This window comes from Brevundimonas huaxiensis, assembly GCF_014218725.1.
Lineage (GTDB): Bacteria > Pseudomonadota > Alphaproteobacteria > Caulobacterales > Caulobacteraceae > Brevundimonas > Brevundimonas huaxiensis.
The window spans coordinates 727,041-753,163 of record NZ_JABBJE010000001.1 but is presented as its reverse complement, the minus strand read 5'-3'; the positions used below and the strand labels follow the sequence as shown (position 1 = coordinate 753,163).

Sequence of the window (26,123 nt, the reverse complement as noted above, 5' to 3'; positions counted from 1 at the left end):
GCGCGCAAGTTATCACGGAGTTCGCCCGCGTGGCCACCAAACCTGTCATCCTGTGGTTTCGCCGCGATCTGCGACTGCATGACAATCCTGCCCTGACCCACGCGACGGAGACAGGGCGACCCATCTTGCCTGTCTATATTCTGGACGAGCATTTCGAACGGCCGATGGGCGCCGCGTCGCGCTGGTGGCTCGACAAGTCGTTGAGGGCGCTGGATGCGGCGCTTCAAGATCGCGGTTCGCGCCTGATTCTGCGCAAGGGCAATGCGCTGAACCAGCTTCAGGCGCTGATCAGCGAAACCGGTGCCGACACCGTCTTCATGAACCGCCTGTTCGAACCCGAGGCGTTTGAGCATGACGCCGAAATCGCCCACGCGCTCAAGGCGGACGGTATCGAATGCCGAGGCTTCAACGGCGCCCTGCTCTGCCGCCCCGGCGAGGTGCTGAACGGTTCGGGTCAGCCGTACAAGGTCTTCACCCCGTTCTTGAGAGCCCTCTTGGCCACGGCGGAGGCGCCGGCTCACACAACGGGACCGCGCCAGATACAGACGCCCAGAACGGTTCAATCCGACGACCTCGACAGTTGGAAGCTGCACCCCCATCGTCCGGACTGGTCCAAAGGATTCGACTGGACGCCAGGGGAAGACGGGGCCTCGCAGGCCTTGTCCAGGTTCATACCATCCGGCCTGAAGACCTATGCGAAGGATCGCGACTTTCCCGACCGGCAGGGCGCCAACAGCCGCCTGTCGCCGCATCTTCACTGGGGCGAAATCAGCCCCTGGCGGGCGATCGACCGCGCCCGACAGGCGGCGAAAGACGGCAGAGTATCATCGGCGGAAGCCGACAAATTCATTGCTGAGATCGGCTGGCGCGAGTTCTCGGCGCACCTGCTGCATCATTTCCCTTACATCACCGAGCGCGCGTTCCGTCCCGAGTATGACGCCATGCCCTGGCGTAAAGACGACACGAGCCTCAAGGCATGGAGACAGGGGCGGACCGGATACCCGTTGGTGGACGCCGGCATGCGCCAGCTCTGGACGACAGGGTGGATGCATAATCGGGTTCGGATGGTCGTCGCCTCCTTCCTGATCAAACATCTGCTGATCGACTGGCGCGAAGGCGAAGCCTGGTTCTGGGACACGCTTGTGGATGCCGACCGCGCCAGCAATGTGCAGAACTGGCAGTGGGTCGCAGGCTCGGGCGCAGACGCCTCCCCCTTCTTCCGCATTTTCAATCCCATCACGCAGGGTGAAAAGTTCGATCCCGACGGCGGCTATGTCCATCGGTGGGTGCCGGAACTTCGCCGCCTGCCCGACCGCTGGCTGCAGTCGCCCTGGACCGCACCCACCGAAGTGCTGCGTGACGCCGGAATCGTTCTAGGGCGCGATTACCCCGAGCCGATCGTCGAACACGAGAAGGCGCGCCATCGGGCGCTCGCTGCCCTGAAGACGGTTTCCGGTCGCGGCGACGACCACAGCGACCGTGATTGACCCCCTTTGTATTCCGCGTTGAAAGTCAAAAGATGAGCGTCGCACACGCCGATATCGAAGCCGTCGCCAGCCGAACACCGCGCGTGTTCGCCATGTTGCTGCGGCTTCTGGCCGCCAACTGGACCTTCGGCCGCTTGACGGTGCAACTGCCCAATGGCGAGACCCATGTGCTTCAAGGCAAGCAGCCGGGCCCCAGCGGCATGATGACCGTGCGCGACTACCAGTTCGCACGCCGCGTGCTGGCGGCCGGCGATATCGGCTTCGCCGAAGGCTATATCGCAGGCGAGTGGGACAGTCCGAACTTGGCCGCCCTGCTTGAAACCCTAGTGGACAACTACGATCACATCCGGCGCCTGTTCGACGGCAATCTGATCATGTGGGTGGTCAACTGGCTGAGCCACCGCACCAATCGTAACAGCAAGACCGGCTCGAAGAAGAACATCCACGCCCACTACGATCTGGGCAATGCCTTCTATTCCCAGTGGCTGGACGGGACGATGACCTATTCATCGGCCCGCTTCAGCCGTGATGGTGAGGCTCTGGAGACGGCGCAACGTGAGAAATACGCCGCCTTGGCCCGAATGATGGATCTTCGGGCAGGAATGTCAGTGCTGGAAATCGGCTGCGGCTGGGGCGGCTTCGCCGAGTTCGCAGCGCGCGAGATCGGCGCCAAGATCACCGGGATCACGATCTCCAAAGAGCAGCATGATTTCGCTCGCCAGCGCATGTTCAACGCGGGTGTGAGCGACCGCGCCGATATTCAGCTGATCGACTACCGCGATGTGCAGGGTCGATTTGATCGGGTGGCGTCCATCGAGATGTTCGAGGCTGTGGGCATGGAGTATTGGCCCGCTTACTTCGGCAAGGTCCACGACGTCCTTAAACCTGGCGGTAAGGCCGGGTTGCAGATCATCACGATCAAGGACGACCTTTTCGATGAATACAATGCCCGGACGGATTTCATCCAGAAGTACGTCTTCCCCGGCGGCATGCTCCCCTCCGAAGACCGGCTGGCGCCGGTCGTGTCGAAAGCCGGACTGTCCTGGCAGTCGGTAGAACGGTTCGGCCTCGACTACGCTGCGACGCTTAAGCTTTGGGATGAGCGTTTCCAGGCGTCCTGGAACGAGATCAGCAAGCTTTCCGGCTTTGACGAACGATTCCGGCGGCTCTGGCGCTTCTATCTGGCCTATTGCGAAGCCGGTTTCCGCTCTCGCCGCACTGACGTGATCCAACTGAGCCTGTCTCGCCCATGAGCCCGCTGATTTCGACGACAGACCTCGCCGCGAGATTGGGCGCGCCGGACTTGCGGATCGTCGATGGCAGCTGGCACCTGGACGGCCGCGACGCGCGCGCCGATTTTGAACAGACCCATATCCTTGGCGCCGTATTTTTCGATCTGGACGCCATATCGGCTCGAGACAGCCCCCTGCCCCACATGATGCCGACGCCAGAGGCCTTCGGGGCTTCGGTCGGGGCGCTGGGCCTCTCCGTCGACGACCAGATCGTCGTCTATGATACCACCGGATTGTTCTCGGCGGCGCGCGTCTGGTGGATGCTGAAGACGATGGGCGCGAAGAGGGTTCAGGTGCTCGACGGCGGCCTGCCGCGCTGGCGTGACGACGGCCTGCCGACCGTCCACGGGCATTCGGTAGCGGATGCGACGGACTTCCATGCCGAGATGGCGACCGATGCCGTCGCCTCGTTGGATGATGTGCGCGCGGCCTTGGCCCAGGATGCTCAGGTCGTCGACGCGCGCGGCGCACCCCGATTCGACGGCGCAGCGCCCGAACCTCGCCCCGGTGTTCGCAGCGGCCATATGCCCGGCGCGTGCAACCTCCCTTATGGCCGATTGCTAAACGACGACGGCACGATGAAGCGTGGCGCGGCCTTGGAGGAGGCCTTTGCAGACGCCGGCGTGGATATCAACCGACCTGTCATCACCACCTGCGGATCCGGAGTGACCGCCGCCATACTGACGCTAGGCCTGGCCGAACTCGGCCGTTCGTCACGGCTTTATGACGGTTCCTGGGCCGAATGGGGCGCCCGAACGGACACCCCCGTCGAAACCGGCTAAGATCAGGCCGGCGGCGCCGCGGGGAAGACGTCGTCGGCGTCGGCCGGTTCGTCTTCCTCGCCACGCGAAACGACGGTGGCCAAAACCAAGTCGCCCGTAACGTTCAAAGTCGTGCGGCACATGTCCAGGAAGCGATCGACGCCAAGGATCAGGCCGATGCCTTCGGGCGGCACCTTCACCATCACCAGGATCATCGCCACGACCGGCAGCGAACCGGCCGGCACGCCCGCCGTGCCAATTCCGCCCAAAATGCAGACCAGCATGACCACGACCTGCTGCGTGATCGTCAGGTCGATGCCGAAGAACTGGGCCAGGAACAGCACTGTCACGCCCTCGAACAGGGCCGTGCCGTTCTGGTTGGCGGTGGCGCCGACCGTCAGGACGAAACGCGCGATCTTGCGCGGCAGGTGCAACTGCTCCTCAGCCGCTTTGAGCGACACCGGCAGAGACGCGTTGGACGAGGCGGTCGAGAAGGCCACCACCATCGGCTCGCGCACACCCTTGAAGAAGGCGATGGGCGAGCGGCCGGCCGCCAGCCAGATTACGAGCGGATAGACCACGAACATATGGATCGCCATCGCGCCGACCGCGACGCCGACGAAGGCCGCCAGGCGCACCAACAGGTCCCAACCGAACAGCGCCGCCAGGTTGAACATCAGACAGGCGATGGCCAGCGGCGCCAGTCTGATGAACAGGTTGATCAGGGTCATCGAGACCTCGAAGATCCCCTGGATCACTTCCTGCAGACGGTCCGTCGCCGGGCTTTTGGCCATGACCAGACCGATGCCGAAGAACAGGGCGAAAATCATCAGCGGAAGGATCGCGTTCTCCGCCGCTGCGGTAACCGCGTTCGACGGCACCAGATCCAGGAAGAAATCGCCCAACTGGATCGAGCTGTCGCGGCCTGTCTGAACGATGCTGGCGGCGCCGTCCTTGCCCTGCTCCAACAGCTGCTGAGCCACCGCCGGATCGACACCTCGCCCGGGCTGGAAGACGTTGACCATCACCAAACCGATGACCACCGCAATGCTGGACACCACAACCGTCAGAAGCAGCGTCTTGATCCCTGCTCGCCCCAGCGAGCTGAGATCGCCCATCTCCGCCACCCCGACAACCAGGGCCGAGAACAGCAGCGGGATCACCATCATGAACAGCAGGCGCAGGAAGATCTGACCGATCGGCCCGGTCACGTTGTCCGTCAGCCAGACCACCCAGGCTGCATCGGCCCCCACCGCCAGATTGACCAGCAATCCCCCGATCAGGCCGACCGCGAAACCGATCAACATCAGCCAGTGCAGCGCAAGGCCGCCGCGTTTCGTCTCGGTCATCTGTCCCCCAGGAAGCGATGCAAGCGTCGGCGCTTATCGGATCGGCAGGCCATAGATCAAGCCGGCCGGGCGCGCGTTCCATTGTGCGTTCAAACCGCGCGCCAGGTCGAGCGCCGATTGCGATCCCAGATTTCGCTCGAAAATCTCGCCATAGTTCCCGACGGCTTCGATCGCGTCCTTGGCCCAATCGTCGGACAGCCCCAGCATGGGACCGAACTCGCCCTCGGCGCCCAATAAACGCCGGACACGCGGGTCGGTCGCGGTCTTAAACTGATCGTCGGCATTGGCCTTGGTGACGCCGAGCTCTTCGGCCAGCATCAGGGCGTTCAGGGTCCAACGGACGGTCGAGGCCCAGCGCTCGTCGCCCGACTTGACCACCGGCCCCAGCGGCTCCTTGGACGCGACATCGGACAGGATCACATGTTCGTTGGGGTTGGTCAGCACGGTCCGCGCGGCGGCCAGGGCGGAGATGTCGGCGCTGAAGGCATCGCAGTCCTCGCGACCATAGGCGTCGCGCGCCGCTTCCTCCGTCTCGAATACGACCGGCCGATATTCGATGCCGCGAGACCGGAAATAGTCGGCGGCGTTGGCCTGGGACGTCGAACCCGACTGAACGCACACCCGCGCGCCTGTCAGTTCGGTGGCGCTGTTCAGGTTCAGCGAACGCCGGACCAGAAAGCCCTGGCCGTCGTAATAGTTGATGCCGGCGAACACGAAGCCTTCACCCGCGTCGCGGCTCATGGTCCAGGACGAGTTGCGCCAAAGCACGTCGATCCGGCCGTCGTTGAGCGCCGTGAAGCGATCCGACGCCGACAGAGGCACGAACCGCACCGCATCGGCATCGCCCAGCACCGCCGCCGCCGTCGCGCGACAGAAGTCCACGTCGAAGCCGCGCCACTGGCCGCGATTGTCGGTATAGGCGAAGCCGACCAATCCCTGATGCACGCCGCAATTCAGGCGACCCCGGCGTTTGATGGCGGCCAGCGTCGGGCTTTTCGCAACCGCCGTCGATGACGCTTGCGCGGGCGCGGCAGGGCTGGCTTCCGGCGCCGGGCTGGCGTCCTTGCGCCCGCAAGCCGTCGTCATCAGCACAACGGCCATCGCTCCGATCGTCCAGCACCGCATCGCGTTCCTATTCCTCGCCGCTTGCGCCCCGCTGGCTTTAGAGGCCTTTAGGGGCCGATCCGCAACCCATCGGAGAGGCTATGTCGCCGCTTTCGGACCGCACCCGCCTGATCGCCGCCGCCACGCGACGCGGCCAGGGCCGGCGCGGCGTCAATCCGCCGATCGAACGCGCCTCGACGATGTTGAGCGACAGCGCGGCCGTCATGCGCGACGAGACCGACGGCCCGACCTATGGTCTCAGCGGCGGCAGCGCCGCCCGCGATCTTCGCCGCGCCCTGGCCGACCTTGAGGGGGCAAAGGACGCCTTTCTGGTTCCCTCGGGCCTTGCGGCCGTCACGGTTCCGCTGTTGGCGCTTTTGAGACCGGGCGACGAGGTGATCACGACAGACGCCGTCTATGGTCCGACGCGCCGGTTCCTTAGCCGGTATCAATCGACCCGCGGCATCACGACCCGCTTTTTGCCCGCAGACGCAGATGCGCAGACTGTTCTGGCCGCTATTGGCGAACGCACGCGGCTGGTGCTGATGGAGTCGCCGGCCTCTCTCACATTCGAGATGGTCGATGTCGCCGCCGTGGCCCAGGCCTGCCGTGCACGAGGCGTCCTGACGGTGGTCGACAATACCTGGGCCGCCGGTCTGGCCTATCGTCCGCTGGCCCATGGCGTGGACGTCAGTGTTCAGGCCGTGACCAAATATGTCGGCGGCCATTCGGATGTGCTGATGGGCGGTATCGCTTCAAACAACCCCGCCTGCCTGCGCGCCATCGGCGACACGATCGAGGATCTCGGCTGGCATGTGTCCCCCGACGACGCCTGGCTGGCGCTGCGCGGCCTGCGGACCTTGCCGCTGCGCTATGCCGAACAGGCACGATCAGGCTTGATCTTGGCGGAATGGCTGCAAGCCCGGCCCGAAGTGTCACGCGTCCTCTACCCGCCCCTGCCCGGCTCGATCGGCCATGATCTGTGGCGGCGAGATTTCACCGGCGCCGCGTCCTTGATGGGTGTGGTCATGAAGGGCGGCGACAGGGCGGCGGGCGAGGCGTTGCTGAACGCCCTGACCCTGTTCGGCCTTGGCTATTCCTGGGGCGGGTTCGAGAGCCTGATCACTCACGAAACCCATCAGATGGCCTACCGCAACGATCCGCCCGTGCTTGAGGGCGAACTGATCCGACTGCATGTCGGTCTTGAAGATCCTGCGGACCTCATCGCCGATCTGGAGCAGGGCCTCGCCGCCTTCACCGCCGCACTCACGGTTCCTTAAGCGCCGCAAAGGACTGTGCGCCCGTGCGCGAACCGCCCGTTCAGACCCCAGATGATTCGCCGCCGCTGTGGGAACAGTGGGCGGCTGGCTTCGTCGCCTTTATGCTGACTGGCGCCCTGATCGCGCCCGTCATCGCGCCGACCCAGGTCGAGACGCCGATCCTGCGGTTCATCTGGCTGCCGGTCTACGCCGTCATCGCCGGCCTGATCGTCTTTCGCTTCGACAAGGTCATCCGCGCCTGGCCGGCATGGCTGATGATGTTCGCCCTCGTCATAATGTGTTTCGTCTCGAAATACTGGTCCATCGACCCCGAGGTCACGGAGCGCCGCGTCATCGCCATGGCAATCAACAGCGCCTTCGCCATCTATCTGGGCGCCCGCTTCCGTGACGACGCCCTGCCGCGAGTCCTGATGTACACCTGTTTGGTGATGGCGGTCGGCAGCCTGATCATGGTTTTCGGCTATCCCAAGGTCGGGGTGCACCAGTTCGACAACGCCGGCCTGTGGCGCGGCCTCTGGTATGAGAAGAACCAGATGGGGCTGGTCATGGTGGTGGGCGCCGTTTCCGCCGCAGCGACCCTGGCGGCCGATCATATCGCCGGACGCAGCCACCGGATCTGGATCTGCCTGCTGACATTAGGCCTGACCACGCTCCTGGTGCTCGCCACCCAATCCAAGACATCGCTTCTGTGCTGGGGCCTGGGCCTGGGCATGATCGGGGGGTGGTGGACGTTGAAACAAGGCGGCGCGGTGATCACCGTCATCGGCATCTGGCTTGCCGTCATCATTGCGGCCGGCGCGACCTGGCTGTGGAACTCCGATTCCGCCGCGATCCTGGAGGCATTGGGCAAGGACCCGTCGCTGACAGGCCGCACGCTGATCTGGGAAGCCTTGATGCGGAAGGTCGCAGAGCGCCCTTGGACCGGATACGGCTTCAGCGCCTTCTGGGGCGTGGACTCGATCCCGGCGCGCGAAATCCGCATCGAGACCCAGTGGCCCGTGCCTTCCGCTCACAACGGCTGGATCGATCTGCTCGTGCAGCTGGGCTGGCCCGGTGCGGTGGCTGTGGGCGCCGTTATGGCGATCTCTGCGATCTTCGTCGTCGCGCGCACGAACGGGCTCGGTGCGCGCGAAGGCTACTGGAGCGTCGCCTATCTGGCGGTCTTCACGGCCCTAAGCCTTTCGGAGAGCGTCCTGCTGACCCACGCTAATCTGCCGTGGATCCTGATGCTCGCGATTATGGCCCGCGCCGTGACCTTTGATCCGGCCCCGGTTCGTGCGCCGCTTGCTCGACAGGCGTCACGGGCCTACCAGACCCGGTCCCGAATCGCCTCAGACTACGTGAATGGCCGCCGACCTCTTCGCTTTTGACGACGAACCCGAAGCTCGCAAACCCGAGCCGCCCAAGCCAGTTGTGGCGACCCCGCCTGCAGCTGCGCCCGCTGTTGTCTCAACGCCCGCGCCGCCTCCCGTTCAAGCTACGGCCACGACGGCGGCCGCCACCGGCTATTCCGCCTCCTCCATCGAGGTGCTGGAAGGGCTGGAACCCGTTCGCAAACGCCCCGGCATGTATATCGGCGGCACCGACGAGCGCGCCCTGCACCACCTTTTCGCCGAAGTCCTGGACAACGCCATGGACGAAGCGGTGGCGAAACATGCCAAGCTGATCACCGTCGATCTGGACGCCGAGGGATATCTTTCGGTGCGTGATGACGGTCGCGGCATTCCGGTCGACCCGCATCCGAAGCATCCCGGCAAGTCGGCGCTGGAAGTCGTCATGACGGTCCTGCACTCCGGCGGCAAGTTTTCCGGCAAAGCCTATGAAACTTCTGGCGGTTTGCACGGCGTTGGCGTCTCGGTCGTCAACGCTCTGAGCGAAAGCGTCGAGGTCACAGTCTGGCGCGACGGTTTCGAATGGAAACAGGCCTTCAGCCGCGGTCACGTCCTGGCTCCGATCCAGCAGATCGGCCCGTCAAAAAAGCGCGGCACCCTGATCCGGTTCAAGCCCGACGACGAAATCTTCGGCATGGGAGCGGCTTTCAAGCCGGCGCGCCTCTTCCGCATGGCACGGTCAAAAGCCTATCTGTTCCGCGGCGTCGAAATCCGGTGGACCTGCGCATCAGAGCGGATCACTGACGCCACGCCGGCCCAGGCTAGTCTGCACTTCCCAGGCGGCCTGGCCGACGCTCTGGCCGACCGCATCGGTCAACTGGAAACCGTCACCCCCACCTTCGCCGGCCGCGCCGAGCGTCAAGGCGAAGCGGGCGCCTTCGAATGGGCCGTCACCTGGTCGCCCGTCGGTTTCGGCGAGGCGGACGGCTTCATCCAGTCCTACTGCAACACCGTCTCCACCCCCGACGGCGGCACGCACGAAGCCGGGTTCCGCGCCGCCTTGGTCAAGGGGCTGAAGGCCTATGGCGAACTGACCAATGAGAAACGCGCCTCAGTCATCACGGCCGAGGACGTCATCGCCAATGCCGGCGCCCTGATCAGCGTCTTCATCCGCAATCCCGAGTTCCAGGGCCAGACCAAGGACCGTCTGTCCTCGCCCGAGGGCGCGCGCATCGTAGAGCAGTTGCTGCGCGACCCTCTGGACCACTGGCTGACCGAGAGCCCGAAACAGGCCAACGCCCTGCTCGGTTACGTCATCGACCGGGCCGAAGAGCGCTTGCGCCGCCGCAAGGACAAGGAGGTCCAGCGCGCCGCCACCCGCAAGCTGCGCCTGCCCGGGAAACTGTCCGACTGCTCCCGTCAGGCCGCTGAGGGCACCGAACTCTTCATCGTCGAAGGCGATTCGGCCGGCGGCTCGGCCAAACAGGCGCGCGACCGCACGACCCAGGCGATCCTGCCCCTGCGCGGCAAGATCCTGAACGTCGCCTCCGCCACCGCCGACAAGCTGCGCGCCAACGTCGAACTGTCCGACTTGGCCCTGGCCTTGGGCGTCCAGCCCGGCAACCGGTTCAACATCGATGACCTGCGCTACGAGCGGATCGTCATCATGACCGACGCCGACGTGGACGGCGCCCACATCGCGGCCCTGCTCATCACCTTCTTCTATCGCGTCATGCCCGAGACGATCCGCCAGGGCCGGGTCTTCATGGCCCTGCCGCCGCTCTATCGCATCAGCGCCGGGCCTCTGAGCGAATACGCCCGTGACGACGCCCACCGCGACGAACTGCTGGCGACGGTCTTCAAGGGCAAGAAAACCGAGATCGGCCGGTTCAAGGGCCTGGGCGAAATGATGGCCTCCCAACTGAAGGAGACCACCATGGATCCCAAGAAACGCACACTGGCCCGCATTACGGTGCCCGACGCCGAGGCCAGCATCGAGGATTTGGTCGAACGCCTGATGGGCAAGCGCGCCGACGCGCGCTTCCAGTTCATTCAGGAAAACGCCCAGTTCGTGAAAGAAGAACTCGACGTCTAACGGCCTCGCGGCCCTTCCAACGCACGGCGACGCCTGACAAAAGGGGGCATGCAGACGCCCGCTCCCTCCACCGCCGTGCTTGACGAACTGAAGGCCGCGCTCGGTCCGGGCGGCTGGACCCAGGACCCGGATGTCATCGCGCCGCATCTGACCGAATGGCGCAATCGCTGGACCGGCGACACGCCGATCCTGCTGACCCCACGTTCGACGGAAGAGGTCGCGCGTGCCGTGACGATATGCGCGCGCGAGGGCGTCGCGATTACGCCCCAAGGCGGCGGCACGGGCCTGGTCGGCGGGCAAGTGCCCTTTGGCGAAGTCCTGCTGTCGCTGAAGAAGATGCGGACCGTTCGCGACGTCACTGCCTTGGACGACGCCATGACGGTCGAGGCGGGCCTGACTTTGCTCGAGGCGCAACAGACGGCGACGGCGTCGGGCCGCTACTTTCCGCTCAGCCTGGCGGCTGAAGGCTCGGCCACCATCGGCGGAGTCATCTCCACCAACGCCGGCGGCACCCAAGTGCTGCGTTACGGAATGATGCGCGACCTGGTGCTGGGCCTCGAGGCGGTCATGCCCAATGGCGAAATCTACCGGGGGCTGAAGCGACTGCGTAAGGACAACACCGGCTACGACCTGAAACAGCTGATGATCGGCGCCGAGGGCACACTGGGCGTCGTGACCGCCGCCAGCCTGAAGCTGTTCCCCATCATGCGTTCGCGCGCCGTCGCGGTGGTCGGACTGGAAACCGCCGCCGCCTCGGTCGAACTGCTCGCGCGCGCCAAGGCCGAGACGGGCGGTGGGGTCGAAGCCTTCGAACTGATGAAGCGCCTCGGCATGGAATTGGTGCTCAAGAACATCCCCGACACCCGCGAACCGCTCGACACGACGCCCGACTGGTACGTTCTGATCGAGATCGCCTCCGGCACGCCCGGCGGCGCCGAGGCCCAGATGGAGGCCCTGCTGGAGGTCGCCTTCGAGCATGGCCTGATCACTGACGCCGCCATCGCCCAGAACGACGCTCAGCGCGCCGCCTTCTGGCGTCTGCGAGAAGAACACTCGGCGGCGCTCAAGCCCGAGGGCGGCGGCTGGAAACACGACGTCTCCGTCCCGATCAGCCGCATCGCGGAATTCATCGACGAGGCCTCAGCCGCCGTCGAACGCTTCCACCCCGGCACCCGCATCTCGGTCTTCGGCCACGTCGGCGACGGCAATCTGCACTACGACATCTTGCCCGGCGTCGGTCAGGACATCCCCACCTTCATCGGGCGCTGGAAGGAAGGCTCGCAAGTGGTTCACGACGTTGTCGGAACCTATGACGGCTCCATCTCCGCCGAACACGGGTTGGGCCGGCTGAAGACCGAAGAGGTCAAGCGCTACAAGTCCCCTCTCGAGATCGAAACCATGGCCGCCATCCGCCGCGCCATCGATCCCAGGCGGATCATGAACCCGTCGGTCCTGTTCTAGAACCGACGGGCGATCCATCTATCTGAACTTCCGCAGGCCTCGCGGTCCTTGGCGACCCGCGCCGGCGCGTTTGCCAAGCCAGTCTTTCCAGTCCGGCCAGTTTCGACGACGGCCGCCGCCGTCGGCCCATTCCGGCCCGTTCTCAGCGTTGAAGACCGAGATATCGGCGAGGCCGCCCTGTTTGAAGCTTTGCAGCTTCACGCCCTTGCCGCGCCCCATCTCGGGCAGTTCGGCGAGCGGGAAGATCAGGGTCTTGATGTTCTCGCCGATCGTCGCGACGTGATCGCCGGTTACCCGCAGCACCGCCAGCATTTCGCCGTTCAGCACCTGCTTGCCGCCGCGCTTCTGAGCCAAGGTGTCATCTTCCGGCGCGATGAAGCCGTATCCGGCCTTTGATGCGATCAGCAGCTTGCCGCCTGGCTGGTGGGCCAGGACGTTGATGATCTCGGCCTTCTCGTCCAGATCGATCATCAGGCGCAGCGGCTCGCCATGGCCGCGGCCGGAGGCCAACTTGTCCGCGCCGATAGTGAAGATGCGCCCGTCCGACGCCGCCACCAGCAGCTTGTCGGTCGTATAGGCGGGCACGAGGTAGGCGAGTTGGTCGCCTTCCTTGAACTTCAGCTCTGACGGATCCTCGATCTTGCCCTTGGCGGCGCGGATCCAACCGCGTTCCGACAGGATGACGGTGATCGCCTCGCGCGGAATGAAGGCCTCGGGCGCGACGAAGGCGGACGTGTCCACCGCCTCGGCGATCGTGGTCCGGCGCGGCGAGATCAGCGCCTTGCGCACGGCCTCCAGCTCCTTGGAGATCGCCTTCCATTGCTTGCCTTCAGACGACGTCAGCGCCTTCAGATTAGCAAGTTCCTCCGACAGCGCATTGAATTCCTTTTCGATCGTCATCTCTTCCAGACGCGCCAACTGACGCAGCCGGGTGTCGAGGATGAAGTCGGCCTGAACCTCCGTCAGGCCGAACCGCGCGATCAGGACAGCCTTCGGCTGCTCCTCCTCGCGGACAATACGGATCACCTCGTCCAGGTTGAGGAAGACGATGCGCAGGCCTTCCAGCAGGTGCAGGCGCTTTTCGACCCGCTCAATCCGCCATTGCGAACGACGGTTCAGCACCTCACGCCGGTGATCCAGGAAGGCGCGCAGGCAGTCTTTCAGACCCATGACGCGCGGCGTGCCGCTGGCGTCCAGCACGTTCATGTTGATCGGGAAGCGGACCTCCAGATCGGACAGCTTGAACAGGCTTTCCATCAGCATTTCAGGCTCGATGGTGCGGTTCTTGGGCTCCAGGATCAGGCGGATGTCTTCGGCCGACTCGTCGCGCACATCGCCCAGCAGAGGCGCCTTCTTGTGCTCGATCAGGTCCGCCAGCGCCTCGATCAGGCGCGACTTCTGCACCTGATAGGGCATTTCGGTGACAATGATCCGCCACACGCCGCGACCCCGATCTTCGGTCTCCCAGCGCGCGCGAAGGCGCACGCCTCCCCGCCCCGTCTCATAGGCGTCCAGGATCGAGGCATGACCCTCAACCGCTACGCCCCCGGTCGGGAAGTCGGGGCCGGGCACATGCTGGACCAAGTCCTCGGTCGTCGCGTCGGGACGCTCCAGCAGGAGTTGGCAGGCGTCGATCAGTTCGCCGACATTGTGCGGCGGGATCGAGGTGGCCATGCCGACCGCGATACCCGACGAGCCATTGGCCAGAAGATTCGGGAAGCCCGCGGGCAGGACGATCGGCTCTTCGTCCTGATCGTCATAGGTGGGCCGGAAATCGACGGCGTCCTGATCGATGCCATCGAGCAGCAACACGGCGGCCGGCGTCAGCTTGCACTCGGTGTAGCGCATGGCCGCGGCGCTATCGCCGTCGATATTGCCGAAGTTCCCCTGACCGTCGACCAACGGGTAACGCTGGGCGAAATCCTGAGCCAGGCGCACCAGAGCCTCGTAGATCGAGGCGTCACCGTGGGGGTGATATCCGCCCATAACCTCGCCGACGACCTTGGCGCATTTGCGCGCCGCCGCCTGCGGGTTCAGCCGCATCTGATGCATGGCGTAGAGGATGCGCCGGTGCACGGGCTTGAACCCGTCACGGACGTCCGGCAGCGCGCGGTTCGTAATGGTCGACAGGGCGTAGGCCAGATAGCGGCGGCTGAGCGCCGTCTCCATCGGCTCGTCGATGATGCGGCCGCCTTCCGGCGGCGGGGCGTGGATCGTCATGGCTCTGCGAATCGGGGATCGGAAGCGGGAAGTCTAGCCCGTAAGGCGCCAGATTGGGGGATAAGCGCGCTGGGGAGTCACCAAACCGCTCCGCCGTGCGTATGTGAGAGACACACCCTCGTCAGGCCGCGCCATGATCCTGTTCCTGCTGTCCTATCTCGCCGGCGTTCTGACCATCGTCAGTCCCTGCATCCTGCCGGTTCTGCCCTTCGTCTTCGCGCGAGCGGATCGGCCGTTCATCCGCAATGGTCTGCCGTTGTTGGTCGGGATGGCCGTGACCTTTGCGGGCGTGGCGACGCTGGCGGCGCTGGGCGGGGGCTGGGCGGTGCGGGCCAATGAGGTGGGGCGCTGGATCGCCCTGGCCGTCATGGCGGTGCTGGGCGTCAGCCTGCTGTTTCCGGCCGTCGGCGATCGGCTGATGCGGCCGTTCGTGGCGGCCGGGTCCTGGCTGACGGATCGCGCCGAGCGCCAAGCCAGCAATCTGGGGGGAGATCAGGGTGACGTGCGCTCGTCGATGCTGCTCGGCGTCGCGACGGGGCTGCTCTGGGCGCCGTGCGCCGGACCCATTCTGGGCGTGATCCTGACGGGCGCCGCGCTTCAGGGCGCAGGCGTCGGAACGACGGTTCTGCTACTGGCCTATGCGGCAGGCGCGGCGACATCGCTCGGCCTGGCCCTTCTGGTGGGCGGTCGCGTGTTCAAGGCCATGAAGGGCGCGTTGGGCGTCGGCGAATGGGTGCGGCGCGGTCTGGGCGTTCTGGTGCTGATCGGCGTGGTCGTGATTGGCCTGGGTGCGGACACGGGAGTGTTGACCCGGATTTCGGCCGCCAGCACGGGCCGGATCGAACAGGCGTTGCTGGGCGGGATCGGGCGCGGCATGCCGACGAATCGGGCGCCGGCCGATCTGGCCAATCTGCCGGTCGAGGGGGTGATGCCGCCGCTGACCGGGGCGACGACCTGGATCAACACCCCGCCGCTCACGACCGAGCAGTTGAAGGGCAAGGTGGTTGTCGTCGATTTCTGGACCTACTCCTGCATCAACTGCATCCGCTCCATCCCGTACGTCCGCGCCTGGGCTGAGAAGTATAAGGATCAAGGTCTGGTGGTGATCGGCGTGCACACACCCGAATTCGCCTTCGAGAAAGCCGAGGCCAACGTCCGCCAGAACATCCAGCGCCTCGGCATCACCTATCCGGTCGCCATGGACAATGAGTTCGCCATCTGGCGGGCGTTCAAGAACCAGTACTGGCCCGCGCACTACTTCATCGACGCAAAAGGACAGATCCGTCACCACCACTTCGGCGAAGGGGACTATGCGGGCTCCGAACGCGTCATCCAGCAACTTTTGAAGGAGGCGGGCGCAGCGAACGTCGCCAGCAATGTCGTCACAGTTCAGGCTGAGGGCGCAGAGGCCGCCGCCGACATGGCCCGGGTCGAATCGCCGGAGACCTACGTCGGCTATGGCCGCGCCGAGAACTTCCGCTCGCCCGGCGGCCTGGCCAACGATGTGATCAAGGACTATGTCGCCGCGCCGCTGAAGCTGAACGATTGGAGCCTGTCGGGCCGCTGGCGTATGACGCGTGAGCATGCCGACCTGCAGGCGGCCGGCGGCCGTATCGCCTTCCGTTTCAAGGCGCGCGATCTCCATCTGGTCATGGGGCCCAGCAAGCCGGGCGCACCCGTCCGCTTCCGTGTCCGGATCGATGGCGCGGCGCCGGGCGCGAACGCCGGCAGCGACATCGACGCCCAGGGCTTCGGCCGGGTCGACGGCGAGCGACTGTACCAACTGGTCCGGCAGACGGGCGCGGTGCGCGAACGGACGTTCGAGATCGAGTTCCTGGATCCCGGCGTTCAGGTCTTCGCCTTCACCTTCGGCTAGAGGCGGCCGGCGTCGCCCAGCTTGTCCAGCATCCACACGCGCGCGGGCGGCAGGGGCTTGTTCTGCGGGTGGAAGACGAACTGCTCCAGGAAATGCCCCGTCAGGTCGAACCCGGCCCGGACGTCGCCCTCGATCAGACCGGATTGGGCGCCCAGCATGAAGGGCGGCAGGGTCAGCATCTTGTCAGCATAGGGGGCGCCGGCGTCGCGGCTGACCGCCCGGCCGGTGCGAGGACTGACGTAGATCAAGTCGTCGGCCGTGCCGGTCGCGGCGCATTTCGACAGGTCCAAGCCGAAGCCCAGATCCTCAAGCAGGCCGGCTTCGAACCGCACGAAGATCGCAGGCCAGACCGCAGGCATTTCGAACGCCGCCATCAGCGCCTCGAACGCCAGAAAGACGCCGGGATGCGGCTCACGCTCCGGCAACGCGCCTTGGGTCACGCCCGCCGCCGCCGCCAGCCCGGTCAGCGCCAGGGCGTCGTCGAACAGGGCGCTGGGCCCCTCGCCTACCGGCTCCAGTCGTACCGCGCCGAGGTGATCCGAGGTGCGGGCGCGGTAATCGGCCACGACCCGCGCGCCCGCCTGCAGGAATGGCTTCATCTTGCGTGACGCGCCGCCAGCCACATAGGCCGAACGTCGGCCGTGGCTCTCGGTCAGCAGATCGACCACGGCGCCCGTGTCGCCGTGACTGCGCGCCGACAGGACGAACGCCTCTTCGTGGAAGTCCATCAGTCCGCCGGACCTTGAGCGATCACCCCGACCACGCCCTTGGCCTTATCGTTCGGCACGGTGAAACTCAGCACATATTGCTCGATCTTCCAGCCATTGTCGGTCAGCCGCAGCACGCCTGAGCCTCGCGTCAGGCCGTAGGCGTCGTTGTCCAGCTGCTCATCGAACCAGACGATGCAGCGGCAATCGCCCGGCGCCAGGGTCGCCACCCGGTCATGCGGGCGATAGGTCCAGCCTTTGCCTTGCGAGAAATAGGGCGTGGCGTAGGCGCGAAACTCAGTCAGCGACCAGCGCTCGGTCGCATCCGTGCCGATGAACCGGGCGTCAGGCGTAAACAGATCGAAATAGGCCTCGCCGTCCGCACGCGAGGCCGCCGCGTGCATTCGATCGAGTACGGCGCCAGCCTCGACAACGGGATCGCCCGCAGCCTGCGTCGACGAAGCGGAAAGGACAAGAGCGGCAAGAAGAGCGATCATGGTCCTGTTCTACTCCTGTTCTCCTCGCCGGGAAACAGTCGGACGCCTCAGCGCGCCAGTGTCGTCGGAAACTCGTGACCCAAGGCTTCGGCCATCGCCTGCTGACTGATCAAGAAAACCTGGTCACGCAGGTGATAGTTGTTGGACAGCACGATCACCGTCACGTCGGCGTCCGGCTGATAGAGCATCAGGTTGCGGAATCCGCCCCAACTGCCGGTGTGATAAATCTGGCGGTCCTGGAAGCTGGGTCGCACCTGATCGCCCAGGCGGTTGGCGAAGATGCCGAAACCCCAGTCCCGACGCGGATGGCTGCGCTCGTTCGGCTTGGTGTCGGCCGGCGCATGGTCGGCCAGCATCTGCTGATAGCTGGCGGGCGTCAGCAGACCGCCGCGGTGCAGCGCCCTCTGCCAGACCAGCAGATCGTCCAGCGTCGAATAGACCGCGCCGGCGCCCGCCACGATCGAGGTGTTGGCGTTCGGCTGGGCCGCAAGGCCGCCGGGGAAGTTGGCGTATCCCATGATGACGCCGTGATCGCCGCCATCGAGATCAAGCCCGCTATCCTTCATACCGAGAGGCTTGAAGAAGGTCTCGCGCATATAGGTCTGGAAGGGCTTGCCGCTAGCCTTTTCGACGATAGCGGCCGCCAGATTGAAACCGGCATTGTCGTACTGAACCTTGGCGCCGGGCTCGAACTGAAGACCGAACCGCTTTGAATCCTCAGTCAGTTCGTCCAGCGTCGCCGGCGTCGTGCGGCGCATGCCCCAACCGGGCCGCGCCATCAGGTCGGGAATGCCCGACGTATGCGACAGAAGATGGCTGATGCGGATGGGCGCCCAGGCTTGCGGACAGGGCTGGATCCATTTGCAAACCGGATCAGAGACGTTGAGCTTGCCCTCGTCTTGAAGCTTCAGGATCGCCGTCGCCGTGAACTGTTTGGAGATCGAGGCCAGCCGGAAACGTGAGCCCAGCGCCAGCGGTTGATTCTGCTCATAGTTCGCCTTGCCATAGACTTGGCGGAACAGGACCTTGTCGCGCTTGGCTACCAGAACCGCGCCCATGAAGCGACCTGAAGCGGCCTCGCGATCCAAGCGCGCCGCCAGTTGCGGGAGGTCCTGAACCACGACGACGGGGGGGCGTGGCGGCGCATCGGCGCGCTCGGTCGCCAGTTCCACATCGGTCTTGGGGGCCACAGCCATGGCGATGCCGCCCCAGACCGCGCCGCCAAGGATCAGCGCCCCGAGGACGCCTAGAACGAGCCGGGGATGCCCCCCGGCGGTACGCGGCACATCAAACACAGGAACTCAGACGTCGAAATCCAGACCGAACTGGGCGTAGAGGGCGCGGCTGTCCTGCCACTTCGGATCGACCTTGACGGTCAGGAACAGGTGCACCTGACGGCCGAGGATTTCATTCAGCTCCTCGCGCGCCTTCTGGCCGATCCACTTCAGGGTCTGGCCGCCTTTGCCCAGCACGATGGGCCGCTGGCTCTCGCGCTCGACATAGATGGTCTGTTCGATCCGGGCCGAGCCGTCGGCGCGGTCCTCGAAACTGGTGGTCTCCACCGCCGCAGAATAAGGCAGCTCCTCATGGACGCGCAGATAGACTTTCTCGCGCGTGATCTCGGCCGCCAGAACCCGGACCGGCACATCAGCGGCCTGATCCTCGGGATACAGCCACGGCCCCTTGGGCATGGAAAGAGCGAGACGCTGCTTCAGATCCTCGACGCCGTCGCCGTTGGCCGCTGAGATCATATAGACCTCGGAATAGACGCCGCTTTCGAACAGCTTCTGCGACAGCGCCAGCAGGGTGTCGCGGCGCATGCCGTCGATCTTGTTCAACGCCAGAACGACCTTGGTCCCGGTGGCCTGCAGGTTGGCGATGATGGTCTCGGTGTCCTCGGCCGAGCGACGATCGGCCGCCGTGCCCTCACGGCCTTCGGCATTGATGTGCGACTGGGCGTCGATCAGGTGAACGACGATGTCCGCATCTTCCGCGCCGCCCCAGGCTGAGGCGACCATGGCCCGGTCCAGGCGACGTCGGGGCGTGAAGATGCCGGGCGTGTCCACCAGCACGATCTGGGCGTCGCCTTCCATCGCGATGCCGCGCACCGGAAAGCGTGTCGTCTGCACCTTTTGCGTGACGATCGAGACCTTGGATCCGGTCAGCCGGTTCACCAGCGTGGACTTGCCGGCGTTGGGCGCGCCGATGATGGCAGCGAATCCTGCGCGCTGGTTTTCGATATCGGTCAAATGACGCCTTCACGTTTGAGGAGAGCCGTTGCGGCCGCCTTCTCCGCCTCCTGACGCGAACGCCCTTGCGCGGTCAAGGGCTGCACGTCCTGCACGGACACTTCGACGGTGAATGTCGGCGCATGATCCGAACCCGTCCGATCGGCGACGCGATAGGTCGGCAGCGGCCGCCCCAACCCTTGCGCCCACTCCTGAAGCGCCGATTTCGGATTGGTCACGGTGCGGGACGGCGGCGCCGACAATTCGTCGGACCAGGCCCGTTCGAACACAGACTTTGCAGCATCCAGCCCGCCGTCCAGATAGACGGCCGCCAGTATGGCCTCGACCGCATCGGCGATGACGCCGGCCTTGCGACGCCCGCCGGTCTTGGTCTCGCCGGGCGAGAGCCGCAGCGCCGGCCCCACGCCCAGCGCCTCACCGACGCGGGCGCAGGCGCCCTTGTTGACCAGGGCGTGCAGGCTGGACGAGAGTTGGCCTTCGTCCGCCGTCGGAAACTGCGCCGACAGGTGCTCGGCGACCAGCAGACCCAGCACCCGGTCGCCCAGGAACTCCAGCCGCTCGTTGTCGCGTGGACCGTGGATGCCGACCGGCGCGCCCTCGCCCACGCTAGCGTGGGTCAGGGCGCGCTCCAGCAGGGCCTTGTCCTTGAACCTGTGTCCCAGGCGCGTTTCCAGCGCCGCGACCGCTTCGGCTCTCAGATTGGCCATCAGTGCAGGACGTTGAAGAACCGGTCGAGCCGCACGTTCAACCAAGTCCAGGGCTTCACGAACGACGAACCGGGCTTCCACGAGAACAGGATGATCTGCGCCTTGCCGACCAGATTCTCGGCCGGGACCATGCCCACGCCGCTGGACTGTTCGACACGGCTGTCGATCGAGTTGTCGCGGTTGTCGCCCATCATGAAATAGTGACCGGCCGGGACTTCATAGACTGGGGTGTCGTCCAGATCGTTTCCGGGACCGAAGTCCTGGGTCATGAAGCTCTTGCCTTCCGGCAGGGTCTCGCGAACCTCCGTCACAGGACGCGGCCCGAAGATGTCGTTGATTTCCTGCTCGCTGACCACGACGTCCTGCACAGGCTTGTCGTTGATATACAGCTTGTTGGCGATCATCTGGATGCGGTCGCCGGGCAGGCCGATCACGCGCTTGATGAAGTCGGTCTTGTTGTCGCGCGGCAGTTTGAACACGACGATGTCGCCGCGCTTGGGCGCCGAACCCATGATCCGCCCGTCGAACAGCGGCGGGCTGAACGGGATCGAGTGCTTGGAAAAGCCGTACGACCACTTGGAGACGACGATGTAGTCGCCTTCGTACAGATTCGGCTCCATGGAGGCCGAAGGGATGGTGAAGGGCTGGAACAGGAAGATGCGCAGCACCATCGCGATCAGCAGGGCGAAGACGATGGTCTTGAAGATTTCGCCGGTCTCGCTGGCCGCCGAAGCCGCCTTGTCGCCGCGCTTGGGCGTCTTGGCATAGACCTTATGGTTCGCTGTCATCGGCTCCTGAACCGACTTGACCGGAGCGTCCGCCTCCGAGGCCGCAAATCGTTCTTCGGGGGTGGCGTCGCGATTGGCGTCGTCGGGCTTTTGGTCTTCGCTCATGCGATCAGGCATCCTCGCCGCGTCCGCGCGGTCATCGCGCACGCCTATAACCTGATTACGACTGCGGCAAGGCTTCGATCACCACGAAGGCGAGCGCATACGGATGTTCGTCGCTCAGCGTCAGGTGGATTTTCGCCTCGTGTCCGGGTGGCGTCAGACGCACCAGATGCTCGGCCGCATGGCCGGTCAGCGCCATCGTCGGCTGGCCGGAACGCAGATTCACCACCCCCATGTCGCGCCAATAGACATCGGCCCGCATTCCCGTGCCCAGGGCCTTGGCGCAGGCTTCCTTGGCGGCGAACCGTTTGGCGTAGCTCCAAGCCGGGTCGGGCTTCCGGTCCGAGCGGGTGCGTTCCAGTTCGGTGAAGCAGCGGGTCTTGAAGCGATCCCCAAACCGATCCAGCGAAGCTTGAATGCGTCGGATGTCAGACAAATCTGCGCCGACGCCGATGATCATTTGGCCGCATCCATCGCGGCCCGCATCCGACGGATCGCCCCGTCCAGACCGATGAAGATCGAGTCGCCGATCAAAAAATGGCCGATGTTCAGCTCGCGGATTTCCGGGATCGCCAGCATGCGCGGCGCCGTGTCGTAATCCAGACCGTGGCCCGCATGGACCTCAAGCCCCAGGTTGTCGGCCTGGGCGGCGGCGGCAGCGAGGCGTTCGAACTCGACCTCCCGCTCCGCCGGATCGGTCAGATGGCAGTACCGACCGGTGTGGAATTCGACCACTTGGGCGCCGACGGCGGCGGCGGCCTCGACCTGCGCTTCGGACGGTTCGATGAACAGCGAGACCCGGATGCCGGCGTCCGCCAGCGCCCTGACCACAGGCGCAATCCGCCCTTCGTGACCGGCGACCGCCAGACCGCCTTCGGTCGTAACCTCCTCGCGCCGCTCGGGCACCAGACAGGCGGCATGCGGCCGGTGGCGCAGGGCGATGGCCAGCATCTCGTCCGTCACTGCCATTTCCAGGTTCAGCGGCTTGCCGGCGCGGGCGCACAGGGCGCTCAACACATCGATGTCGGCGTCGGTGATGTGGCGGCGGTCTTCGCGCAGGTGGGCGGTGATTCCGTCGGCCCCAGCCGCCAGCGCCGCCTCGGCCGCTCGCGCCGGATCGGGATGCGTCCCTCCCCGCGCATTTCGCACCGTGGCGACGTGGTCGATGTTGACGCCCAGCCTGACCCGTTCGCGCATGGCTCTACTTCGACAATCTGCGGCTGCCGGGATCTTCTACCGGAAGCGCAGCCAACTCCGGAGGAAGGGCGTCGGCCGGATAAGCGGGCACGTCCAACGACGCCAGGGCGATCAGCGGCACACCCACATCCGCCTTGCCGCCCGAGCGATCGACGATACAGGCGGCGGCGATCACCTCGCCCCCGGCGGCCTGGATGGCGGCGATGCATTCGCGCGACGACAGGCCGGTCGTGACGATGTCCTCGACCATGACGACCTTCTCGCCGGGCTCGACCGAGAACCCGCGCCGCAGTTTGAACGCACCACCCTCGCGCTCGACATACATCGAACGGACCTTCAGGTGTTTGGCCGTCTCGTAACCAGGGATGATGCCGCCCACGGCCGGCGAGATGGCGACATCGACCGCGCCGACCGTGGCGGTGATCTTGTCCGCCAGCGCCTTGCACAGGCGCTCGCATCGCGCGCCGTCCATGAAGACCAGATTCTTCTGCAGGAAAACCGGGCTGTGCAGGCCCGACGACAGGACGAAATGGCCTTCGCGCAGGGCGCCGGCGTCGCGAAACTCGTTGAGGACGTCTTCAGTGTTCATGACAGGGTTCTAGACCCGGACCGCGCGCGGATGAACCCTGCGGCGACGCTTCATTCAATGTTTTCGTTCGGCCGCAGCCCGCGCGCGAGCAGTTCGGCCCAGACGCCTTCCGCGTCCTCGGCGAAACCGATCAGGTCCAGGTCGGAGGCCGCGATCATTCCATGTTCGACCAGGGCGTCGAAACCGATGACCGAGGTCCAGTAGGCCTTGTCCACCAGAACGACAGGAACCGGCGGGGCCTTGCCCGTCTGGCGCAAGGTCAGCATCTCGAACATTTCGTCGAAGGTTCCGAACCCACCGGGAAACACCACCAGCGCATTGGCGCGCATCGCCAGATGCATCTTCCGCATCGCGAAATAGTGGAAGCGGAACGTCAGCTCAGGCGTCGAATAGGCGTTCGGTTCCTGCTCATGCGGCAGGGTGATGTTGAAGCCCACGGACGGCGCGCCCGCGTCCACGGCCCCGCGATTGGCGGCTTCCATGATGCCCGGACCGCCGCCGGTGGCGATGACATTGTCGCGGGGCTCGCCGACGCGACCTCGCAAGGCTCCGCCCCGCTCGGACGCCAGCCGACCAAAGGCGCGAGCCTCGTCATACCAGCGATGCCCTTCGCGGATGCGCGCGCTGCCGAAAACGACGAGGGTCGAGCGCACGCCCCAGGCCCTCAACGCCTCCTCGGGCTTGGCGTATTCCATCAGGAACCGCACGCCGCGCATCGAATCGCCCAGCAGGAAGTCCTGATCCATCGCCGCCATGCGATAGGACGGCGAGGCCATCTGCGCCGCGTTCGGCTTTATCGAATCGCTCATTCGCCCCGCGCGCGCTCGACTGAATCGACCGACGGATTAGCCCTCAGCGCCGCCATGATCGTGGTGGCATGCTTGGCGTCTTCGACCTCGACATCCACGTCCACGTCGAAGAAGTCCTGCTGACGATGCGCCATCGACAGGTTGATGATATTGCCGCCGGCCTCGCCGATCAGGGTCGTGACCTGACCCAGCACGCCTGGCGCATTGCGGATCGTCGCGCGAATGCGGGCCGCGGCGACCGCGTCCGTTTCGGCCTGAGGCGTCCATTGCAGGTCATGCCACACCGAATCGTCATCGGCGAAGGCGGCCAGGGTCTGGCAATCGATGGTGTGGACGGTCAGGCCAGATTCGGGCTCCAGAATGCCCACGATCCGGTCGCCCGGAACGGGCGTGCAGCATTGACCGAAGTGTACCGACACGCCGGGAGTCAGCCCGCCGCCGCGCACGAACAGCCGCGCCTTCTCGCCCTCGATGCGCTGCTTCTCGGGCCCGGCCTTCAGCCGTCCCTTCAGCGCGGGGAACAGGATTTCGGCCGCCGTCGTCGGCGACAACCGCCCGCGTCCCAGGCCTTCGAACAGGTCGTCGTCGCTCGCGACTGCCAGCAACTCCAGCACCGGCTTCAGCGACACGTCGGTCAGGGTCTTATCGACCCGGCCCAGGGTTTGCTCCAGCGCGACGCGGCCCAGCTTGATGAACTCTTCGCGCTCGGAGGTGCGGATATGGCGGCGAATGGCGGAGCGCGCGCGGCCCGTAACCGTCAGGCTGCGCCAGTCAGCAGGCACTTCACGCTTGGAGCCACGGATGATCTCGACCACGTCGCCGTTCTGGAGCGGCGTCCGCATGGGCTTCAGCTCACCGTTGACCTTGACCCCGACGGCCGTATCCCCGACCTCGGTGTGGACGGCATAGGCGAAGTCCAGAGGCATTCCCCCGCGCGGCAAGGTGACCAGTTGCCCCTTCGGCGTGAAGACGAAGACCTGGTCCAGGTACATTTCGAGCTTGGCGTGCTCGACCCAGTCTTCGCCGCCCTCGCCGTGCTCGATCACCTGAACCAGGTGGCGCAGGTTCTGAAGCGGGTCACGTCCGCCGCCCTGCTCCATCGCCTCACGGTCGAAGCCATAGGAATGGTTCTTGTAGCGCCAGTGGGCGGCGACCCCATCCTCGGCAATCCGGTCCATGTCCTCGGTGCGGATCTGCATCTCGATGCGCAGGCCCCGGGGGCCGACGACGGTGGTGTGCAGCGAGCGATAGTTGTTCGACTTGGGCGTCGAGATGAAATCCTTGAACCGCTCGGGCACCATCGGCCATTCGCGGTGGATCACACCCAGGGCACGATAGCAGTCGTCCTCCGCCTCGACGATGACGCGGAAGCCGTAGATGTCCGACAGGGACGAAAAACCGACCGACTTACGCTGCAGTTTGCGCCAGATCGAATAGGGCGTCTTCTGCCGGCCATAGACATTGGCCTTCAGGCCCGCTTCCGACAGGACGCGCTCGACCTCGCTCGCCACGCCGTCGATGGCGCGACCGTGCTCCAGCTTCAACGCCTCCAGCCGTCGCTCGATAGCGGTCTTGGCCGTTGGGTTCAGATGGGTGAAGGCCAGTTCTTCCAGCTCGGACGCGATCGAGTGGATACCGATCGACCGACCCAGGGGCGCATAGACTTCCAGCGTCTCGCGGCTGATCCGCTCGCGCTTCTCCGGCTTCACGAACTGGAGCGTGCGCATATTGTGCAGCCGGTCAGCCAGCTTGACCAGCAGCACCCGTACGTCCCGGCTGATGGCCAGGATGAACTTGCGCAGGTTCTCGGCCTGGCGCGTGTGTTCGGCCTGAAGCTCCAGCCGCGACAGCTTCGTCACGCCCTCGACCAGGACCGCGACCTCTTCGCCGAACATGCCGGCGATGTCGTCGCGCGTCGCGGTCGTGTCCTCGACCACGTCGTGCAACAGGGCGGTGACGATGGTGGCGGTGTCGAGCTTGTAATCGGTCAGGATCCCCGCGACCTGAATCGGGTGGGCAAAATAGGGATCGCCCGAGGCGCGCAACTGCGAGCCGTGCATCTTCATCGCATAGACGTAGGCGCGGTTCAGAAGCGCTTCGTCGGCGGTAGGGTCATAGGCCTTAACGGCCTCGATCAGCTCGAACTGACGCAGGATCGGCGCGCGCTTGGGCTGCGGCGCCGGGTCGACGAGCGCCGTCTGAGGGTCGTTTTTGTTTGCAGC

Annotated in this window: 22 protein-coding genes; 8 read left to right on the top strand and 14 right to left on the bottom strand. The window is 65.4% G+C overall.

Annotated elements, in window-relative coordinates; translation table 11 throughout:
• The first annotated feature begins 29 nt into the window (after positions 1-29).
• The 3 genes from HF680_RS03810 to sseA are packed head-to-tail and all read left to right on the top strand — an operon-like array spanning position 30 to position 3,561.
• Entirely contained in the window at positions 30-1,487 is a 1,458-nt protein-coding gene (locus tag HF680_RS03810) for a cryptochrome/photolyase family protein (protein ID WP_185224106.1), read from the top strand.
• Between the two features lie 32 nt (positions 1,488-1,519).
• The gene (locus HF680_RS03805) at positions 1,520-2,740 is read left to right on the top strand and encodes an SAM-dependent methyltransferase (RefSeq protein ID WP_045810838.1); all 1,221 of its coding nucleotides are present in this window, start codon (positions 1,520-1,522) and stop codon (positions 2,738-2,740) included.
• Positions 2,737-3,561, top strand: a complete 825-nt coding sequence (gene sseA, locus HF680_RS03800; protein ID WP_045810837.1) for a 3-mercaptopyruvate sulfurtransferase — start codon at positions 2,737-2,739, stop codon at positions 3,559-3,561. Before HF680_RS03805 ends, sseA begins: the two co-directional genes overlap by 4 nt.
• A 2-nt stretch (positions 3,562-3,563) precedes the next feature.
• On the opposite strand, the gene HF680_RS03795 is transcribed toward sseA, so the two are convergent.
• Together HF680_RS03795 and HF680_RS03790 are read right to left on the bottom strand one after the other, a co-directional pair.
• Entirely contained in the window at positions 3,564-4,889 is a 1,326-nt protein-coding gene (locus tag HF680_RS03795) for a dicarboxylate/amino acid:cation symporter (protein WP_185224105.1), read from the bottom strand.
• 33 nt (positions 4,890-4,922) lie between these two features.
• On the bottom strand, positions 4,923-5,990 hold the full coding sequence (locus HF680_RS03790; protein ID WP_205195906.1) for an amino acid ABC transporter substrate-binding protein: 1,068 nt from the start codon (positions 5,988-5,990) through the stop codon (positions 4,923-4,925).
• A 104-nt stretch (positions 5,991-6,094) separates the two neighbouring features.
• Here HF680_RS03790 and metC point away from each other — a divergent pair, with 104 nt between their 5' ends.
• From metC to HF680_RS03770, 4 genes are read left to right on the top strand one after another with little or no spacing between them, the layout of a single operon-like run.
• The gene (gene metC / locus HF680_RS03785) at positions 6,095-7,273 is read left to right on the top strand and encodes a cystathionine beta-lyase (RefSeq protein ID WP_185224104.1); all 1,179 of its coding nucleotides are present in this window, start codon (positions 6,095-6,097) and stop codon (positions 7,271-7,273) included.
• 23 nt (positions 7,274-7,296) lie between these two features.
• Positions 7,297-8,643: an O-antigen ligase family protein gene (locus tag HF680_RS03780; protein ID WP_185224103.1), complete on the top strand. Its 1,347-nt coding sequence runs from the start codon at positions 7,297-7,299 to the stop codon at positions 8,641-8,643.
• Positions 8,618-10,699, top strand: a complete 2,082-nt coding sequence (locus tag HF680_RS03775) for a DNA topoisomerase IV subunit B (protein ID WP_185224102.1) — start codon at positions 8,618-8,620, stop codon at positions 10,697-10,699. Before HF680_RS03780 ends, HF680_RS03775 begins: the two co-directional genes overlap by 26 nt.
• 48 nt (positions 10,700-10,747) lie before the next feature.
• Positions 10,748-12,160, top strand: coding sequence for an FAD-binding oxidoreductase (locus tag HF680_RS03770; protein WP_045810832.1), 1,413 nt, complete (start codon positions 10,748-10,750; stop codon positions 12,158-12,160).
• Between the two features lie 18 nt (positions 12,161-12,178).
• Here the strand turns inward: HF680_RS03770 and parC are convergent, their stop codons facing one another.
• Positions 12,179-14,380 carry a DNA topoisomerase IV subunit A gene (gene parC, locus HF680_RS03765; protein ID WP_185224101.1) on the bottom strand — a complete coding sequence of 734 codons (2,202 nt, stop codon included), beginning with the start codon at positions 14,378-14,380 and terminating at the stop codon, positions 12,179-12,181.
• 103 nt (positions 14,381-14,483) lie between these two features.
• On the opposite strand from parC, the gene HF680_RS03760 reads away from it, so the two are divergent.
• On the top strand, positions 14,484-16,256 hold the full coding sequence (locus HF680_RS03760) for a cytochrome c biogenesis protein DipZ (RefSeq protein WP_317133985.1): 1,773 nt from the start codon (positions 14,484-14,486) through the stop codon (positions 16,254-16,256).
• Here HF680_RS03760 and recO read toward each other — a convergent pair.
• From recO to HF680_RS03705, 11 genes are all read right to left on the bottom strand, one after another.
• Positions 16,253-16,984: a DNA repair protein RecO gene (gene recO, locus HF680_RS03755; RefSeq protein WP_185224100.1), complete on the bottom strand. Its 732-nt coding sequence runs from the start codon at positions 16,982-16,984 to the stop codon at positions 16,253-16,255. The two genes, HF680_RS03760 and recO, sit on opposite strands and share 4 nt — an antisense overlap.
• Positions 16,984-17,460 (bottom strand): nuclear transport factor 2 family protein, encoded by a 477-nt coding sequence (locus tag HF680_RS03750; protein WP_185224099.1) that lies wholly within the window; start codon positions 17,458-17,460, stop codon positions 16,984-16,986. Before HF680_RS03750 ends, recO begins: the two co-directional genes overlap by 1 nt.
• A gap of 47 nt (positions 17,461-17,507) precedes the next feature.
• The gene (locus tag HF680_RS03745; protein ID WP_317133984.1) at positions 17,508-18,746 is read right to left on the bottom strand and encodes a serine hydrolase domain-containing protein; all 1,239 of its coding nucleotides are present in this window, start codon (positions 18,744-18,746) and stop codon (positions 17,508-17,510) included.
• Between the two features lie 15 nt (positions 18,747-18,761).
• Positions 18,762-19,709 (bottom strand): GTPase Era, encoded by a 948-nt coding sequence (gene era, locus HF680_RS03740; RefSeq protein WP_017503839.1) that lies wholly within the window; start codon positions 19,707-19,709, stop codon positions 18,762-18,764.
• Positions 19,706-20,416 carry a ribonuclease III gene (gene rnc, locus HF680_RS03735; RefSeq protein ID WP_185224097.1) on the bottom strand — a complete coding sequence of 237 codons (711 nt, stop codon included), beginning with the start codon at positions 20,414-20,416 and terminating at the stop codon, positions 19,706-19,708. The genes era and rnc overlap by 4 nt, the downstream gene beginning before the upstream one ends.
• On the bottom strand, positions 20,416-21,204 hold the full coding sequence (gene lepB / locus HF680_RS03730; RefSeq protein ID WP_235968860.1) for a signal peptidase I: 789 nt from the start codon (positions 21,202-21,204) through the stop codon (positions 20,416-20,418). Before lepB ends, rnc begins: the two co-directional genes overlap by 1 nt.
• Before the next feature lie 160 nt (positions 21,205-21,364).
• Complete coding sequence (gene acpS / locus HF680_RS03725; RefSeq protein WP_185224095.1) at positions 21,365-21,766, bottom strand: holo-ACP synthase; 402 nt, start codon at positions 21,764-21,766, stop codon at positions 21,365-21,367.
• A complete protein-coding gene (locus HF680_RS03720) occupies positions 21,763-22,503 on the bottom strand; it encodes a pyridoxine 5'-phosphate synthase (RefSeq protein WP_185224094.1) in 741 nt (246 codons plus the stop codon). The genes acpS and HF680_RS03720 overlap by 4 nt, the downstream gene beginning before the upstream one ends.
• Positions 22,504-22,507: 4 nt before the next feature.
• Complete coding sequence (gene pyrE / locus HF680_RS03715) at positions 22,508-23,092, bottom strand: orotate phosphoribosyltransferase (RefSeq protein ID WP_185224093.1); 585 nt, start codon at positions 23,090-23,092, stop codon at positions 22,508-22,510.
• Between the two features lie 50 nt (positions 23,093-23,142).
• On the bottom strand, positions 23,143-23,901 hold the full coding sequence (locus HF680_RS03710; RefSeq protein ID WP_185224092.1) for an LOG family protein: 759 nt from the start codon (positions 23,899-23,901) through the stop codon (positions 23,143-23,145).
• Entirely contained in the window at positions 23,898-26,057 is a 2,160-nt protein-coding gene (locus HF680_RS03705; protein WP_185224321.1) for a RelA/SpoT family protein, read from the bottom strand. The genes HF680_RS03710 and HF680_RS03705 overlap by 4 nt, the downstream gene beginning before the upstream one ends.
• Positions 26,058-26,123: the final 66 nt, after the last annotated feature.

Coding starts and splice junctions, on each gene's coding strand:
- HF680_RS03805 (WP_045810838.1), top strand. CDS start 1,520: ATGAGCGTCGCACACGCCGATATCGAAGCCGTCGCCAGCCGAACACCG.
- sseA (WP_045810837.1), top strand. CDS start 2,737: ATGAGCCCGCTGATTTCGACGACAGACCTCGCCGCGAGATTGGGCGCG.
- HF680_RS03795 (WP_185224105.1), bottom strand. CDS start 4,889: ATGACCGAGACGAAACGCGGCGGCCTTGCGCTGCACTGGCTGATGTTG.
- HF680_RS03790 (WP_205195906.1), bottom strand. CDS start 5,990: ATGGCCGTTGTGCTGATGACGACGGCTTGCGGGCGCAAGGACGCCAGC.
- metC (WP_185224104.1), top strand. CDS start 6,095: ATGTCGCCGCTTTCGGACCGCACCCGCCTGATCGCCGCCGCCACGCGA.
- HF680_RS03775 (WP_185224102.1), top strand. CDS start 8,618: ATGGCCGCCGACCTCTTCGCTTTTGACGACGAACCCGAAGCTCGCAAA.
- HF680_RS03770 (WP_045810832.1), top strand. CDS start 10,748: ATGCAGACGCCCGCTCCCTCCACCGCCGTGCTTGACGAACTGAAGGCC.
- parC (WP_185224101.1), bottom strand. CDS start 14,380: ATGACGATCCACGCCCCGCCGCCGGAAGGCGGCCGCATCATCGACGAG.
- recO (WP_185224100.1), bottom strand. CDS start 16,984: ATGGACTTCCACGAAGAGGCGTTCGTCCTGTCGGCGCGCAGTCACGGC.
- HF680_RS03750 (WP_185224099.1), bottom strand. CDS start 17,460: ATGATCGCTCTTCTTGCCGCTCTTGTCCTTTCCGCTTCGTCGACGCAG.
- rnc (WP_185224097.1), bottom strand. CDS start 20,416: ATGGCCAATCTGAGAGCCGAAGCGGTCGCGGCGCTGGAAACGCGCCTG.
- lepB (WP_235968860.1), bottom strand. CDS start 21,204: ATGACAGCGAACCATAAGGTCTATGCCAAGACGCCCAAGCGCGGCGAC.
- acpS (WP_185224095.1), bottom strand. CDS start 21,766: ATGATCATCGGCGTCGGCGCAGATTTGTCTGACATCCGACGCATTCAA.
- HF680_RS03720 (WP_185224094.1), bottom strand. CDS start 22,503: ATGCGCGAACGGGTCAGGCTGGGCGTCAACATCGACCACGTCGCCACG.
- pyrE (WP_185224093.1), bottom strand. CDS start 23,092: ATGAACACTGAAGACGTCCTCAACGAGTTTCGCGACGCCGGCGCCCTG.
- HF680_RS03710 (WP_185224092.1), bottom strand. CDS start 23,901: ATGAGCGATTCGATAAAGCCGAACGCGGCGCAGATGGCCTCGCCGTCC.